Source organism: Parendozoicomonas verongulae (assembly GCF_009711465.1).
Classification (GTDB): domain Bacteria; phylum Pseudomonadota; class Gammaproteobacteria; order Pseudomonadales; family Endozoicomonadaceae; genus Sansalvadorimonas; species Sansalvadorimonas verongulae.
In genome coordinates this window covers 1-15,628 of record NZ_SMME01000795.1, presented here as the reverse complement: position 1 = coordinate 15,628, position 15,628 = coordinate 1, and the positions used below count along the sequence as shown (strand labels likewise).

Annotated in this window: 16 protein-coding genes; 7 read left to right on the top strand and 9 right to left on the bottom strand. The window is 49.5% G+C overall.

Features of this window, described 5'->3' with window-relative positions; all coding sequences use genetic code 11:
- Positions 1 to 80: 80 nt before the first annotated feature.
- From E1189_RS07805 to E1189_RS07795, 3 genes are read right to left on the bottom strand one after another with little or no spacing between them, the layout of a single operon-like run.
- Complete coding sequence (locus tag E1189_RS07805) at positions 81 to 1,985, bottom strand: Gldg family protein (RefSeq protein ID WP_155159471.1); 1,905 nt, start codon at positions 1,983 to 1,985, stop codon at positions 81 to 83.
- An 11-nt stretch (positions 1,986 to 1,996) separates the two neighbouring features.
- Entirely contained in the window at positions 1,997 to 2,731 is a 735-nt protein-coding gene (locus tag E1189_RS07800; protein ID WP_155159470.1) for a heme exporter protein CcmB, read from the bottom strand.
- On the bottom strand, positions 2,731 to 3,684 hold the full coding sequence (locus tag E1189_RS07795) for an ABC transporter ATP-binding protein (RefSeq protein WP_155159469.1): 954 nt from the start codon (positions 3,682 to 3,684) through the stop codon (positions 2,731 to 2,733). Before E1189_RS07795 ends, E1189_RS07800 begins: the two co-directional genes overlap by 1 nt.
- 252 nt (positions 3,685 to 3,936) lie before the next feature.
- On the opposite strand from E1189_RS07795, the gene E1189_RS07790 reads away from it, so the two are divergent.
- Positions 3,937 to 6,327 carry a Lon protease family protein gene (locus tag E1189_RS07790; protein WP_155159468.1) on the top strand — a complete coding sequence of 797 codons (2,391 nt, stop codon included), beginning with the start codon at positions 3,937 to 3,939 and terminating at the stop codon, positions 6,325 to 6,327.
- 277 nt (positions 6,328 to 6,604) lie between these two features.
- Here E1189_RS07790 and amrS read toward each other — a convergent pair whose 3' ends face one another.
- Complete coding sequence (gene amrS / locus E1189_RS07785; RefSeq protein WP_155159467.1) at positions 6,605 to 7,711, bottom strand: AmmeMemoRadiSam system radical SAM enzyme; 1,107 nt, start codon at positions 7,709 to 7,711, stop codon at positions 6,605 to 6,607.
- A gap of 61 nt (positions 7,712 to 7,772) precedes the next feature.
- Here amrS and amrB point away from each other — a divergent pair, with 61 nt between their 5' ends.
- Entirely contained in the window at positions 7,773 to 8,555 is a 783-nt protein-coding gene (amrB, locus tag E1189_RS07780; protein ID WP_155159466.1) for an AmmeMemoRadiSam system protein B, read from the top strand.
- A gap of 27 nt (positions 8,556 to 8,582) precedes the next feature.
- Positions 8,583 to 9,146 (top strand): AmmeMemoRadiSam system protein A, encoded by a 564-nt coding sequence (amrA, locus tag E1189_RS07775; protein WP_155159465.1) that lies wholly within the window; start codon positions 8,583 to 8,585, stop codon positions 9,144 to 9,146.
- A gap of 15 nt (positions 9,147 to 9,161) precedes the next feature.
- Here amrA and E1189_RS07770 read toward each other — a convergent pair whose 3' ends face one another.
- The 4 genes from E1189_RS07770 to ampD all read right to left on the bottom strand — a co-directional run bounded on the left by E1189_RS07770 (position 9,162) and on the right by ampD (position 11,453).
- Complete coding sequence (locus E1189_RS07770) at positions 9,162 to 9,863, bottom strand: anti-sigma factor (RefSeq protein WP_155159464.1); 702 nt, start codon at positions 9,861 to 9,863, stop codon at positions 9,162 to 9,164.
- Positions 9,845 to 10,405: an RNA polymerase sigma factor gene (locus E1189_RS07765; protein WP_155159463.1), complete on the bottom strand. Its 561-nt coding sequence runs from the start codon at positions 10,403 to 10,405 to the stop codon at positions 9,845 to 9,847. The genes E1189_RS07770 and E1189_RS07765 overlap by 19 nt, the downstream gene beginning before the upstream one ends.
- A gap of 92 nt (positions 10,406 to 10,497) precedes the next feature.
- Entirely contained in the window at positions 10,498 to 10,821 is a 324-nt protein-coding gene (locus E1189_RS07760; protein ID WP_196221301.1) for an Hpt domain-containing protein, read from the bottom strand.
- Between the two features lie 74 nt (positions 10,822 to 10,895).
- Complete coding sequence (gene ampD, locus E1189_RS07755; RefSeq protein ID WP_155159461.1) at positions 10,896 to 11,453, bottom strand: 1,6-anhydro-N-acetylmuramyl-L-alanine amidase AmpD; 558 nt, start codon at positions 11,451 to 11,453, stop codon at positions 10,896 to 10,898.
- 229 nt (positions 11,454 to 11,682) lie between these two features.
- Here ampD and E1189_RS07750 point away from each other — a divergent pair, with 229 nt between their 5' ends.
- A complete protein-coding gene (locus E1189_RS07750) occupies positions 11,683 to 12,060 on the top strand; it encodes an acyl-CoA thioesterase (protein WP_155159460.1) in 378 nt (125 codons plus the stop codon).
- A gap of 6 nt (positions 12,061 to 12,066) precedes the next feature.
- On the opposite strand, the gene E1189_RS07745 is transcribed toward E1189_RS07750, so the two are convergent.
- Complete coding sequence (locus E1189_RS07745; protein WP_155159459.1) at positions 12,067 to 12,354, bottom strand: hypothetical protein; 288 nt, start codon at positions 12,352 to 12,354, stop codon at positions 12,067 to 12,069.
- A 153-nt stretch (positions 12,355 to 12,507) separates the two neighbouring features.
- Between E1189_RS07745 and E1189_RS07740 the strand changes: the two genes are divergently transcribed.
- The 3 genes from E1189_RS07740 to mnmL all read left to right on the top strand — a co-directional run bounded on the left by E1189_RS07740 (position 12,508) and on the right by mnmL (position 15,540).
- Positions 12,508 to 14,094: a peptide ABC transporter substrate-binding protein gene (locus tag E1189_RS07740; RefSeq protein WP_155159458.1), complete on the top strand. Its 1,587-nt coding sequence runs from the start codon at positions 12,508 to 12,510 to the stop codon at positions 14,092 to 14,094.
- Positions 14,095 to 14,190: 96 nt separating this feature from the next.
- Positions 14,191 to 14,499, top strand: a complete 309-nt coding sequence (locus E1189_RS07735) for a hypothetical protein (RefSeq protein ID WP_155159457.1) — start codon at positions 14,191 to 14,193, stop codon at positions 14,497 to 14,499.
- Positions 14,500 to 14,616: 117 nt separating this feature from the next.
- A complete protein-coding gene (gene mnmL, locus E1189_RS07730; RefSeq protein ID WP_155159456.1) occupies positions 14,617 to 15,540 on the top strand; it encodes a tRNA modification radical SAM protein MnmL/YtqA in 924 nt (307 codons plus the stop codon).
- Positions 15,541 to 15,628: the final 88 nt, after the last annotated feature.

The following is a 15,628-nucleotide window of genomic DNA, read 5'->3' as shown; positions in this document are numbered from 1 at the left end:
TCCTGTCTAAAACCTCAACAGGCCCTAGGGTCTGTCGGAGCATTTGCGACCCTTGCAAATGCTCCATATCCACAGAGTAATCAGGCTATTCGCAGTCTCCTTCCGCGCCAGAACAATGCTACTAGCGTGAGCAGCATTGGTACTAATAGGATATTGATCCACTTTAACTGGGTGCCAAGACGGTCAATATCCAGATTTAACTGATGTTGCACATCTCTCAGTTGCTTACGAATTTTCAACTTTTCCTGTTTGAACTTTTCCACTTCCTGAGTCTGTTCTGCACTCATTACAAAAGCATCTTTGCCTTGTTTTTTCATCTGCAGTTCCATCAATCGACGTTCGGTCGACTGCAGCTGCTGGTTCAGTTCTTCTTCTGTTTTCAGAAAACGAGCCTGAGCCTGACGCTCTAGCTCATCGACCCGTGTAAAGGGACGGGAGAATTGACCTCGACTGCGGATACTGATCAGATCGGCATTACCAGTCAGGTTATCCGCCATATTGGTGAACATATCACCATTATTGGCAAAGGGGTTGGCAACCTGCTGCCCGAAGAACTGGGAGACCTGAACCCATAACCGGTTAGAAAGCACATCAGTGTCAGCCACCAGAATAATATTGGCTGTTTTTTTAGATGCCTGGATATGGGCAGGGAGAGGAGCCTCCGGTTCGGAAGATTGATTACCGCCCTTTCCTTCGTCGGACTTCACTGGCTCAGGCTGCCCATCGGGAAATGCTGTTTTCATCTGGCCGGTTATACGCGCAGCAATAGTGTACTGCTCTCCTGTTGGCTGAAAGCCTTTCTGCAGCACTTTGGGGTCAGACATCATTGTAAGCTGTGTTGTATTCAAAAGCGCTGACTCTGTACTCGACTGCAACAAAGGCTCAAATGTTACGGCCGCCCCTTCTTTCAGCTTGAGAGCACCGGCCGAAGAAAAGTTCACTGTTTTCAGGTTGCTGGTAACAACATCGGCTCCATTGAAGCTGCTTTTCCCATAACCAAGAATACCCAGATGACGAATGGGGCGCCCCATAGCGCTACCCACTGAGAGAGCGAACTTATCGTCTGCTACAAAGTGATCCTTCACCATTTCAACACCCCAGGTATTAAGCAGGTCTTCCAGATACGCAGACTGGGTACCGCCTTGTCCCATCATTTCCACTCCACCTGCAGATTCAGCAAAAGGATCAAGGAAGATCAGTGCATTGCCACCTCGCAGCACATACTGATCAACGGCATATCGAGTGGCAAGAGACAGTTCTGGCAAAACAAGAATCAGCAGGGAAATATCATCAGGAATCTGTTTCACATCCCCAGCAAGTGTCTGCACGGTGTAGAGCTTTTCAAGCTGAGAAATGCTCATCCATGGCTGTTGTAGTTGACGGGTAGCCATATCAAAGCCACCACCATTCACAGGAAGAGAGCTGATCAGTGCCAATTTAGGTTTGGAAGTGTGTGAAACGCCGTAAATCAGGTTGCTGACATCATATTCCAGAAAACGCTCTTTATCGGGTGATAAGAAACGTATCGTTTCTGTTTTACGGTCAGCGCCCTCTTTCACATCAGCGCCAAGAGCCACCAGCCCCATATAAACCGTTTGCCCTGCTCGAGAAACCGGCACTGCCTGCAAACCATAACCAGCAGCTTCGTCCTCATGTTCCGAAAAGGGTTCAGGGTCAATCACTTCCAGTTCAATGCGCCCATTGGAAAGCTGAACATACTCCTGCAGCAGCTCCTGAACTCTGCGGGCATAGTTACGAATCTGCGGTATATCCCCCGTCTGGCTGCGGGAGAAATAGAACTTCAAAGTGACAGGCTCTGGCAAGTTTTTCATGATATTCACCGTGCCGGAAGAGAGGGTATAAATATCATCCTGAGTAAGATCAACTCGCGCACCACGGAGCAGGTAGTTCACGGTTGCTGTCAGTATCACTACGCCGGCAGCCAAAAGAATCAGGCCACTTTTTGAAAACAATTTGGAATTCATAACAGGCCTCCTCAATCCGCTTTTTTCATATCGATAACAATGGCCGTTGCATACAGCCAGCCCACACACATAATCAGGAAATAGAGAAGATCACGAAAATCCAGAACGCCCCGACTCACCGCTTCAAAGTGTGTCAGAAAGCTTAACCCTGCCACAGCATCCACAACTACGGCAGGCGCCCAGCTCTGAAATGCCTCGAGCACCAGAGGAAAACCTGCTGCCACAAACACAAAGCAAACAACTACCGTAAGAATAAATGCAATCACCTGATTACTGGTTGCTGCAGAGAGGCAGGAGCCAATAGCAAGAAACCCACCAGCCATTAACCAGCTGCCAATATAACCCGCCAGTATCACACCGTTATCAGGCTCCCCTAAATAATTCACGGTCAGCCAAATGGGGAAAGTCAGAACAAGAGCAACCCCCGTAAATACCCATGCCGCCAAAAACTTTCCCAACACCGCTGTTTTTAAAGGCACCGGTAAGGTCAGCAGTAATTCCAGAGTTCCAGATTTTCGCTCCTCCGCCCATAACCGCATACTGACCGCTGGAATTAGAAAGAGGTAGAGCCACGGATGAAACATAAAAAACGGGGTTAAATCAGCCTGACGCCGTTCATAAAATCCGCCAAGGTAGAATGTGAAAACCCCTGTAAGAATAAGGAACATCACAATAAAGACATAAGCCAGAGGGGTGGAAAAATAGCTGCCCAATTCCCGCCGAAAGATCACCATCACCTGTGTCATTACGCAATCTCCCCACGACGAGTATTTTGGGTCGTCAGCTGACGGAAAACATCATCCAACCGTCCACGTTCCATAAATATTTCATCCACTACCCAACCATTTTCCTGAACCAACTTATTTACAGCAGCGAGCAGATCACTGCTTTGTTCTGAATTGGGAATAAGTGTGTAGCGCGCAGAGTGGTCGGGGCTGACTTCTACTTCCTTCACGCCCGTAAGAGACTTCAACACCTTAAGCGTTTTGTCGGTATCATCATCCTTCAAAGACACGGTGACTGCATGATGGTAGCGGGAGCGATTTTCCAGCTCCGAAGGTGTTGCATCAGCCAGCACCCGGCCATTGGCGATAATCACTGCACGGGTACAAACGGCTGTCACCTCTTCAAGAATGTGAGTGGAAACGATAACGATTTTATCTTTTGCCAAACCACGAATCAGCTCTCGTACCTGATGTTTCTGATTCGGGTCAAGGCCATCGGTCGGCTCATCCAGAATCAGTACTTTGGGGTCATGGAGAATGGCCTGAGCAATACCCACTCTGCGCTTATAGCCTTTGGATAGTGTGTCGATTGGGCGATTGGCAACATTGTTTAATTCAAGGCGGCAAATCACGTCATTAATACGTTGGGCTTTCCGCACCCCCATTCCACGAATATCTGCCACGAAGGTAAGAAACTGTACTGGCGTCATATCTCCGTAGGCCGGAGCGCCTTCTGGTAAATAGCCGATCAGTTCTTTTGCCCTGATGGCATCAGACAGAATATCAAAACCAAACAGGCAAATCTGACCGCCGGAAGGTTTGATAAACCCGGTGAGCATTTTCATGGTGGTAGACTTACCCGCACCATTTGGGCCCAGGAACCCCAACACCTCCCCCGGAGACACATTAAGAGTGATTCCATCGACAGCCATAAAGCCACCGAAAGCCTTTTTCAGGTTTTCAATCGTTATCATCTGCTTCTGATAACTCCTTATTTGTTCGCTTATTCGGTCTTCTGCTCGTTGCTTTTTATCGCAGCAGCCTGTTTTTGGCAGATCATAAACTTAGTCGTCATTTCCAAGGTCGCAAGTCTCGCTAGCACAGTTCACGGGAGTCCCTTATAAAGATTTATGCCTGCGAAGCATCTCCACTCAGTTTTCTGTTATCTTTGAATAGCCGACTTTCGGTATTATCAGGACGTCACAGACAAGGGATAAGAGACATTAATGTCAAAAGCAGTCACTCAAACAAAAGTTCCAGCTACTCAGTTGACTGCCCGTCAGTCGGTTAAGGAACTGGGCTTTAAAAATACCGATGAGCTGGAGCTTTTTGCCGGCATCCTCGGACAAGAGCGCGCAGAAACTGCCATTCGTTTTGGTGTGTCTATGCAGCGCGCCGGTTACAACATTTATGTGATGGGAGAGTCCGGCACCGGACGCACCTCTTATATCCGCCACTATCTGGAAGGCGAAGCTAAAACCCAAGATGCCCCGGAAGACTGGGCTTACGTCAACAACTTCGACAATCCTCGCGAACCTTCTGTTCTCCGCCTGCCCGTAGGGACAGGCTCAAAACTACAAAAAGACTTCACTCATCTTGTAGATGAGCTGATGGATACCTTCCCCGCGGCTTTTGAAAGCCCTTCCTATCAACAGAAGAAAAGCCTGATTGAGCGCAAGTTCAACAGGAGTTATGACAAAGCCATTGAAACTGTAGAGCAGGAAGGTCTGCGCCGTGATATCTGCCTGTTTCGGGAGCAGGGCTCCCTGACCTTTGCCCCCATGTACGAAGGCAAGCCTATGGACGAAACCGAATTCGCCCAGCTGCCAGATCGTAAGCGCAACAGGTTTAACAAAGACATTGCCGCACTGGAAACCCTGCTCAATGAGGAGCTGTCTGAGCTGCCACAGTGGAAGCGAACATCCAGTGAGGAACTGAGAACCCTGAACTATCAGGCTATCGACAAAGCTCTTGAGCCGCTGCTGAAGTCACTACAAAAGGAGTATGGCCGCTACGCCGGGGTCACTGAATACCTGGAAGCGATGAAAACTGATCTCCACAAAGCCGTTGTGGAGCATCTGGCTGATGAACGTGGCATTGAGTTCAAGGAAGATGCAGGCAAGCGCAACTTGCTGCGGGATATGTATGTGCCCAATATTGTTGTTGGACACAAGGAAAATGACCACGCGCCTGTGGTTTTTGAAACCCACCCCAGCTACCGCAATCTGTTTGGCCGTATTGAATACACCACTGAGATGGGCGCTCTGCTCACCAGCTATCGCCAGATTTGCTCAGGTAGTCTGCACCGGGCTAACGGTGGTTATCTGGTTATGGAAGCCGCCAAACTACTGGAAGAGCCGTTTGTGTGGGAAGCACTTAAACGGGCTATGAAAGAAAAACAGCTCAAGATCGAGTCTCCTGCCAGCGAAATGGGCCTGGTTAACACCATCACCCTGAATCCGGAAATCATCCCTCTAAATGTAAAAATTGTACTGCTGGGCTCCCGCCAGATTTACTACCTCCTGCAGGAACTGGATGCGGATTTCCACGAAATGTTCCGTGTTCTGGTGGATTTTGATGGTCACCTTGAACGTACGCCAGAAACCACTCACTCCTTCGCACGCCTTCTCCACACTCGAGCCAGCGATGAAGGCTATCCGCCACTCACAGCACAGGCTGTTGCCCGTATGGTGGAATACAGCTCCCGCCTTGCAGAACATAAACGTCACCTGTCTGCTCATATTGGTGACCTGTTCAACCTGCTGGCAGAGGCAGACTTTATCCGACGTGATACTCGTGGCCGCAAGATCACCCATATCCATGTGGACAAAGCGCTGGCAGCCAAGGCTGAGCGCACAGGTCGGGTCAGTAAGGAGATTCTCAAGGAAGTGCTGGAAGGCAGTGTATTGATTGATTCCGATGGTGAAGCCGTGGGCAAAATCAATGCACTCACAGTACTCTCCATCGGCGATACCAGCTTTGGCTCCCCTGCCCGTATTACGGCGGCTGTATATCCTGGCTCTCAGGGCATTGTGGATGTAGAGAGGGAAGTGCAGCTGGGTCAGGCCATTCACTCAAAAGGTGTGATGATTCTGACAGGTTATCTGGGTGCCAAGTATGCTCAGAAGTTCCCGCTGGCCATTTCTGCCAGCCTGGCGATGGAGCAGTCTTACGGCTATGTCGATGGTGACAGTGCCTCCATGGCGGAACTGTGCTGCCTGCTCTCTGCGCTCACAGGCGTTCCCATCAAGCAGTCCTGGGCCATCACCGGATCCATGAACCAGCATGGTGAAGTACAGGCAATTGGTGGTGTGAATGAAAAAATTGAAGGTTTCTTTGATCTTTGCAACGCACGGGGCCTAACCGGTGATCAAGGGGTTATTATCCCTACCGCTAACGTGCGTAACCTGATGCTGAGTGAGCGAGTTCTTGCAGCTGTCAAGCTGGGGCAGTTTAGCGTTCATGCGGTATCCCATGTGGAAGAAGCGTTAGAGATTCTTACAGGTATGAAGCCAGGCGCACTGAATAGCCGTGGTAAGTACCCGAAGAACAGTCTGAACGAGCGCGTTCTTACACGTCTTATGGAAATTGCAGAACTGTCAAAAGAAAACAACTAACCGATGACCTTGCTCCCTGCGCTCTGCGGGGAGCAGGCAAAAGAAAACCCCGGCTCGGGGGAACGAGGCGGGGCTAAAATATCTGACTTTGCCACACACCAACAAAGCCAAAACATCACACACACAAGGAAACTTCGAAAGGGTTACGTTATCGCCCTCTCATATACTCAGACACTGGTTACCTTGAAAAGTTCCCAGAAAAACGAAAAAAATTTCAATTTTTTGCTTGTCCGAATATCAAACGAAAATCACAGAAAAAGTAGTACAAGATTTCATTTCATACCATTCTCACAGGTACACGACGGGCGCCCCATATACCCGGTTCGCTCTCAAACACACCCGGCAGATGTTTCCCACAATGACGGCAACATCCCGCTGCATCCAAATTCCACTCTCCCAAGGTATACCAATCCCGCTCTATAAGACGTTTACCGCACTCTGAGCACCATGTACTTCCACCGCGGCTGTCGTGAACGTTTCCGGTGTACACATAGTGCAAACCATTTTTGAGTGCGATCTCTCTTGCGCGGGTCAGGGTTATAGCAGGGGTGTGAGGGTGAGACATCATTTTCCAGTCGGGATGAAAGGCCGTAAAATGCAGAGGAACATCCTTGCCCAAGTGCTCGCGAATCCAGAGAGTCATTTCATCCAGCTCACGTTCACTGTCGTTTTCTCCCGGTATCAGCAATGTGGTTATCTCAAACCAGACATTCGTTTCCTGTTTGAGATACTTCAATGTTTCCAGAACCGGTGCTAACGAGCCACCACAGATTTTTTTGTAAAAGTTTTCCGTGAATGCTTTCAAATCTATATTGGCAGCGTCCATATAGTGGAAGAATTCTATTCTAGGCTTTTCAGTCACATACCCCGCAGATACTGCCACAGAGCGAATACCTTGTTCCCGTGCGGCTATCGCCACATCTCGCGCATATTCCAAAAAGATGACTGGATCGTTGTAGGTAAACGCCAGACTCCGGCAGTCTATCTCGGCAGCCCTTGCCACCAGCTGTTCGGGCATAGCCTGATCTGCCAACGTATCCATCTCCCTGGATTTACTCATATCCCAGTTCTGGCAAAACTTACAAGCGAGATTACAACCTGCGGTGCCGAAGGAAAGAACCGGTGTTCCCGGCAAAAAGTGATTGAGTGGTTTCTTTTCTATAGGGTCGATACAAAACCCACTGGAGCGACCATAGCTGGTAAGCACAATACTCTGATTGTGACAGGCTCGAACAAAGCACAGCCCCTGTTGCCCTTCACGGAGCTTGCAGGCTCTTGGGCACAGGTCACACTGAATGCGTCCATCCGCAAGTGGGTGCCAATATTCAGTGGGCCAGAAATCCGGAGGGGATTTAAGCCGTTTGTCTAATAATGAATTTCTCATAATTAACCTCCTGCAGAGGCTATCTCCTCCTATAATTATACAGCCCCCGAATAGGATTGAGATGATGTCTGTACGACAGCCTGCTGTCGCCGGTACATTCTATCCGGCAAATAAAACAGCCCTGAAAGATGCCATTACCCATTTTCTGGCAGAAGCCTCTGAGCCAGATTTTTCATCCCGGGTTTTGATTGTTCCCCATGCGGGCTATATCTATTCCGGTGAAGTTGCCGCTTCAGCCTACAAACTATTGGAGCGTTATCCACATCCTGTCGAACGGGTCATTCTGCTCGGCCCTTCCCACCGCACACAGCTTCACGGTTTAGCACTGCCCGGCAGTTCTGTTTTCCATACGCCTTTGGGTGCCATCGAAATTGATTCGGAATTGGCAGAACGTCTTGTTTCTTTCAGTCAGGTACAAGTGCTGGAAGCCGCCCACGAACTGGAACATTCCCTGGAAGTTCAACTGCCTTTTCTTCAGGTATGTTTGCCCGACTTTAAATTGCTGCCACTGGTTGTTGGCGAAGCGGACAGTATGGCCGTTTCTGAAGTACTGGAATCTGTGTGGGGCGGGCCAGAAACACTGATCATCATCAGCACCGACCTGAGCCATTTTCACACTTATCATGAGGCGCAAACCATTGACCAACACACTGCAAACAACATAAAAGATTTGCAAAGCTCTTTAACGGGTGATCAAGCCTGTGGATGCCACCCTTTAAATGGGCTGCTTTCATTAGCCAAAGAAAAAGGTATGACCGTGGAAACTCTCGATATTCGTAACTCTGGCGATACCGCAGGCTCACACGATCGCGTTGTCGGTTACGGCGCCTTTGCCATTCGTTGATGATCCTATCAAAACGGATACTCTGCCGTGTACTCTGATAACGAAAAACAACAGATTCTGGCTCTGACAAAAAGTGCGATTCAAATGGCTGTTCAAGGAAGAACTGAACAGCAGATTCTGTGTCAATTTTCACAGGAGCCTTTCTATTTGACAGAAGTACGCGCCTGTTTTATCAGCCTGCACAAAGGTAGCCAGTTACGTGGCTGCATCGGGTCACTGGATGCCTATCGTCCACTCAAAGAAGACATTGTTCACAATGCTGTATCTGCAGCTCTGTACGATCGACGCTTTCCGCCACTAACTGAGGCAGAGTTTGACTCGATAACGGTTGAAGTATCCATCCTCAGCCCCGTCATGCCCATGCATGTGAGAGATGAAGCAGACCTTCTCAACCAGCTTCAACCTTATATTGATGGTTTAATCATTGATGATGGCAAAGGGCACAGAGCCACGTTCTTACCCCAGGTTTGGAAACAATTACCGGATAAAAAAGAATTTCTCTCCCATCTCAAGAAAAAAGCAGGGTTAGAGAACAGCGAATGGCCGAAAAGCCTCCAGTGTTTACGTTATCACTGTGAGGTTTTTCAGTAGAATATCGCTAACACACTAAAAGTAATCGGATGGTTTATTTACAGGCGTCCACTGACCTTTCTTCATCACCGGCCCCATTTCATACCCATTAGGTGCACCCGACGGCTTCTCAAGTGTGATCACCAAAGATGAGCTTTTCAGAGCCTCGCGCCATTCCGGATGAATAGGGACTTCACTCACACCCATCTTGGGAAGGATACCTAATGATACCGGCTCACGGCCGGCCACCATCAGCCAGAGTTCGCACACCTTACCTTCAGGCAGGATCGCCGGCTGCGCTGCTTCCACAAAGATCTTTTCCTTATTAAGGGAAGCATTCACAATCCACTCGGTCTGTTCACCGGCCTGAACAACGTACACATAATCCATGCCGGTGCCTGAAAAACTACCTTTAAACCAGAACACCAGAGAGAGCACCACTGCCAAAGCCATACTGGCACTGGCTCCCTGCCAAAAACGCAGGTTGCTCCAGAAAGATTCCGGTTTGAGTTCACGGTGGATGTTTTTCCAGACTTTGGCAGAAGGCTTCTCGGGGACAAGGTTTTCGTTCAGAACATTCAAATGCTCCTGCCAGTCACACACATCCTGCTGTGCTTCATGACTGACCTTCAGGAGTGCTTCAAAACGTGCCTTTTCTATAGGCGACAGCAGTCCAAGAACATACTCTACAGCTGCTTCGTTGCGATCTACAGGATCGCTTAGATTCCACTCAGACATGTCCTTAACCTCGCCAGTCCTCTTCTTATCCAGGTTTTTACACTGCCTAAGGGATATTCCAGTTGCTCTGCCATTTCCTGATGAGTCAACCCTTCAAAATAGGCAAGCTCGATGCAGACTTTTTGCTGATCAGACAAGTTTGCAAGGCAACGGTGCATACTTTCACTGTTGCGAGACAAGGCTAGCTGTTCATCGTGGCTGGGTGAGTTATCTGCAACCTGCGCAAGTTGGTCATCGTCGCTCACTTCCTGCACCTTTTTTCGCCGGAGCATATCCAACGCAGTGTTGCGCACAATCGTATTCATCCAGGTCATGGGGCGTGCCTTGGCAATGTTGTAGCTGCCCGCATTCTTCCAGATTTTGATGTAAGCAGTCTGCAGACAATCCTCAGCCTGCTCTCTGTCTTTGAGAATACGCAGAGAGACAGCAAATAGATGCGCAGATGTAATGGTGTAAAGCTTTTGCAGTGAACCGTGCTGTTCACAGGCACATCCTTCGAGATGCTGCACAAGCTTTTGATCTCGACCGTTGTCAGAACTCATGTTTATGGGAATACTTCGTTATCTGATCGTGAGAGTCTCTCGCGCCATCATAACACGGGTAGGGGGTTTAGGAAGGCGGCTGTGACCGCGGCTTACAGATTCTCAATCGCCTGACGCACATCCTGAAATGCGCTGGAGACCTTCTGGGAGAGAACAGGAAAGTCTGTGGTGCGGTCTTTTCTGCCGTCCTGCTCAAGAGTGTCGGCAATCTCGGCAAGAGCTGACGCACCAATAACAAAACAGGAACCTTTGATCCTGTGGGCCAGGCTGGCAACATCCCGGCTATTGGCGGCAACGAGCGCATCCTGAAGGTTCTGCATGTCCGCCTGGGTGGTTTCAATAAACTGGTTTAGCATGTCTTTCATCAGAGCCGGATCATCTCCAACCACTTCTTTCAGTACATCCAGATTCAGCACAACCGCCTCCATGCTTCGACAAAAAAGGCAGCTTTGTGTGCTGCCCGTCTAAGCACTATAGCCAGCAATTGGCCTTAAGAAAGGCCGGAAATGTACTCTTTCCACTGAAAAGCAGGACCGGGGTCAGTTTTCCGACCGGGGGCAATATCACAGTGTCCAGCGATATTTTCAGCTGTCAATTTCGGGTACACCTTCAAAAGCAGCTTTGTAATATCCTGAAGCCTCTGATACTGAGCAGCCTCGTAGGGCATATCGTCTGTACCTTCCAGCTCGATACCGATGGAGAAATCATTACAGCCTTGGCTCCCCTGCCAAGATGAAACACCTGCATGCCAGGCTCTCTGATGAAAAGGAACAAACTGAGTGACAGAACCATCACGGCGTATCAGGATATGGGCCGAGACTTCCAAATGGGCAATCGCTGAAAAATATTCATGGAGATTCGGATCAAGAGTATTGGTGAACAGCTCATGAATATGGGGGCCACCAAAGGAGCCGGGGGGCAGGCTGATATTATGAATCACCAGCAGCTCGACATCAGCATTTTCCGGTCGCTCATTACAGTTTGGGCTGGGGCAGTGTTCCACGGTATGTGAGTCATCGCCTACCAACCATCCATCAACAATATTCATACGTTCGAATCTGCAAAGTTCTTTAGGAGGAGATTACCAAGAAAATACCTTAAAAGCTGATGCTTCCTGAGATGCCATTACTTTAGTATGTTTTTATAACCCTCAGAAGTACTCGGCGAGTACTTATGTCAAAAAAGCTCAGAATCGGTAAAACACCGCATTGAGGGTTAAACCACAAATCAACTAGGCTTGCCTCAAATCATACTTTAACTCTTTTGGAGCACCCGCTATGACCACACCACGAGGAGAGCTGTCTCTGCGCACATTAGCCATGCCAGCAGACACAAATCCCAATGGCGATATATTTGGTGGCTGGCTGCTGTCCCAAATGGACATGGCCGGGGGGCTGGCTGCAAAGGATCGCTGTCACGCAAAGGTGGCAACAGTGGCCATTGAGTCTATGAGCTTTCACCACCCCGTGGCCGTAGGAGAAGTGGTGTGCTGCTATACCGATATTGTGCGGGTAGGGCGCACCTCCATGCGTATCCGCATTGAGGTGTGGAGCAAGGGCCTGCCTTATTCGGGTGAGAGAACCAAAGTCACCGAAGGTATTTTTACCTACGTGGCCATCGACAATGAAGGGAAGTCTATTCCAGTCGATCGTTAAAGAGACTTAGCCTTCGAAGTTCTTTTTGACCTCTTGGCTGAACTCTTTCGACCTCTCTGAGATTTGTTGAACTACCTGTTGAGACATCATTTTTCGCAACTGTTCTTCAGGGGTCAGCAACTCTTCCTGATCGCCCTCTTTTTTCACCTTTCCATCAGTGCCTTTTTCCATAGCGCTGTCGAAAGCCTGGGCATCATCACCAGACACTTTACCTTCGGGGCCCGCAGGTGCACTGCCGGGCACGCCCTGAGAAGGTCCGGTACCGGGTTGAATGCCGGGGTTGACTGAGCTCATATGCCTCTCCCTTTGCTGAAATAGTTTTTGACACGATTTTAGCCAGAGTCACTCATTCCATTTGGCTATATGTCAGATGACAGGTACTTTAGTATGCATACCTGCAATTTTCATGGCTGTTTATAAGACTAGCTACCTACACAGAGATACCCAATGAGACTTATTCTGAGTTTGCTGATTTCACTGTCTGTTCTGGTGACGGGGAGTGCATTTGGAGCCTCACAGTCAAAAGACCCTCTCCCTCACCTGAACAGGGCCAATGCCGCCGAGCCGGAGTCTCTGGACCCGCAGCTCATCCACACTCTGCCGGGCATGCTCATTGCCGGTGATTTGTTTGACGGTCTCGTTCACCGGGACAACAAGGGGGATATCGTGCCCGCTCAGGCAAAGAGCTGGGCACAATCTGCCGATGGTTTGACCTGGACATTCCACCTGCGCCAGAGCCAGTGGTCTGACGGTCGCCCGGTTGTGGCAGCCGACTTTGTCCGTGCATGGCGACGGGCTGTCACTCCTGGTACCGGTGCCGCTTATGCCTGGTACATCGAGATGATGGCGATCAAGAATGCACATGCCATTATTCAAGGAGACATGAAGCCCGATACTCTTGGTGTGTCCGCGCCGGATCAACACACTTTGACAGTACAACTGGAAAAGCCAGTCCCCTGGCTGGTGCAAATGCTGGTAACACCTGTACTGTACCCACAGCCTGAAAGCGTTGTAGAAAAGTACGGGCACAATTGGACTTCCCCCCAGCACATCGTCACCAATGGTCCGTATCAGCTGAAAGACTGGATCGTGAATGAGAAAATCGATCTGGTCGCGAATCCAAAATATCCCGAATACGATTCCCTGAGTGTGAAGAGTGTCTCCTACTACCCGCTCCCATCGGCAACATCTGCCTTTAACCGCTATCGCGCCGGTGATCTGGATATGACACGAAACATTCCTGATGGCTACTACAAGAAGCTGACATCCAGCCGCCCGGATGAACTGCATGTTACCCACATGCTGGGCACAGAGTACTATGCCTTTAATACCCGTCGAGCGCCGTTTAACAACCCTCGTGTACGCAGAGCCCTGTCTTTGGCTCTTGACCGTGATCTCATCACAGAGAAGGTACTGGGCGAAGGACAGGTTTCCGCTTACAATTTCGTACCTCCCTATATGAACGGTATGCCTGCCTATACACCTGAAGCGCAGGTCAAGGCTCGCAACGCCCGCCTTGCCGAAGCCAGAGCCCTGTATCGGGAAGCAGGTTTCAGCAAAGCACATCCTTTAAAGCTGACCCTGCTTTATAACACCAGCGAATCCCGTCAGAAAATTGCTATTGCGGCTGCCCATATGTGGAAAGCCAATCTTGGTGTTGAGGTGACTCTGGAAAATATGGAGTGGAAATCTGTTATCTCCCGTATTCGTCAGCAGGATTTTGATGTAGCCCGGGCATCCTGGGTAGCCGATTTCAATGATCCGGCCAGTATGTACACCATCTTTGGCAGCACCAACAGCAGCAACAAGCCAAAATACCAAAGCCCGATTTATGACGCGCTGCTGAAAAAAATGAATACCCCCAACGCCGATCGACAACAACTGTTCATTGAAATGGAGAAGGTTCTCGCCAAAGATTCCCCTATTGTGCCTCTTTACTATTACGTTTCTCCCTCTCTGGTGAGTCCAAAGGTTAAAGGCTGGTACGACAATCCACGGGATCTGACAATGACACGCTACCTGTCTGTGGAGTAAAACTCAGCTTTTGGTGAGCTCTCAAATGAATTCTCCATAAAGTGCCCTGCCGCCATGCCGACAAATCTGGTTATGAGATTACAGAGGCGAATGGCCATGAGCGGCGAGCACTTTACTCTGACTATCAGTCAGAGCACATCAGACAGTGGCGATTTCGCTATTCATTTCAACGAGCAAGGAAAGCGCCGGGAAAAAATGCTGGTGCAACTGCAGTTTGTTGACCGCAATATTTTCGACGACAACTTCATGGATGAAGTGGTTGCCATTGTTGCCCGCAAGCTGGCACGCAAAATCATCGATCAGAAGGGTGTTCCTGCCCTTACGCCCAAAACGCGCCAGGCCTGTGAGCGTGACGCGAAAAAGATCGTAAAAGAGATGCTCGAAAAAATACGCAAACAATCCTGACGTTTTCGGGAGCAGCCCTGCCTGCTCCCCCATCCTCTTCCGCATTTTTCCTCATAGTCCGCCAGCCAAATAACAGTTAACGTCCGCGCTCCCGGTTATCTTTGTGAATGCTGATTTATGGATCTTACCCGTCACGTCAATACATTTGGTCGCTACCTCCAGCACAAGTATGGAGAGCACATCCATAAGCTGTCTGTGAATGCGGCGTTCACCTGCCCCAACCGTGACGGAGCCAAAGGCATCGGTGGCTGTACCTTCTGCAACAACCGCTCCTTCAGCCCCGGCAGCACCAACAGCGAACTGTCTGTAGCTGAGCAACTGGCTTCAGCTCGCGAGAAAGTGACCAAGGTGCGTAAAGCCCGTAAGTTTCTGGCGTACTTCCAGTCCTATTCAAACACCTATGGCGATCTGCGGGATTTAAAGAAGCTCTATGATGCTGCACTGGCTGAACCGGATGTGATCGGCCTGTGTGTTGGCACCCGCCCAGACTGTGTACCGGACCCGGTTCTTGCGTTGCTGGCCAGCTATCAGGAGCAGGGCTATGAAATCTGGCTGGAGCTGGGTCTGCAGTCCAGCTTTGATGAATCTCTGGAGCGTATCAATCGTGGCCATACCTTTGCCGATTACGAAGATGCCATTATCCGCTCCCGTAAGTTTGATCTGAATATCTGCACCCATCTGATTATGGGCCTGCCCGGTGAAAAGCCAGAAGACACCCTTATCAGCTACCGTAAGGTGCTCGACCTTGGCGTACGGGCTATCAAAGTTCACCCTCTGCATATTGTGAAAGGCACCGAAATGGCTAAGCAATGGAAGCGTGGTGAAATTGAGGAACTTACGATGGAGGACTATGTCAGAGTACTGACTGAGATTATTACCACCGCACCGGACGACCTTCTTTTCCATCGTCTGACAGGTTCCGGTGTACACCAATACCTTCTAGCCCCTGAGTGGGTGAAAAATAAGTGGGGAATCCTTGGCGCGGTTTATGACAATCTGGAAGCCCTAAACTGTGAGATAGGCAATAGTGTTGGTAAATAGTGCAATATAGTTGGAAAACAGTGCAATACTCTTGGAAAATAGTGCATTAAACTAAGTAAACAGACTCCAAAATCTCTACTACACTGCT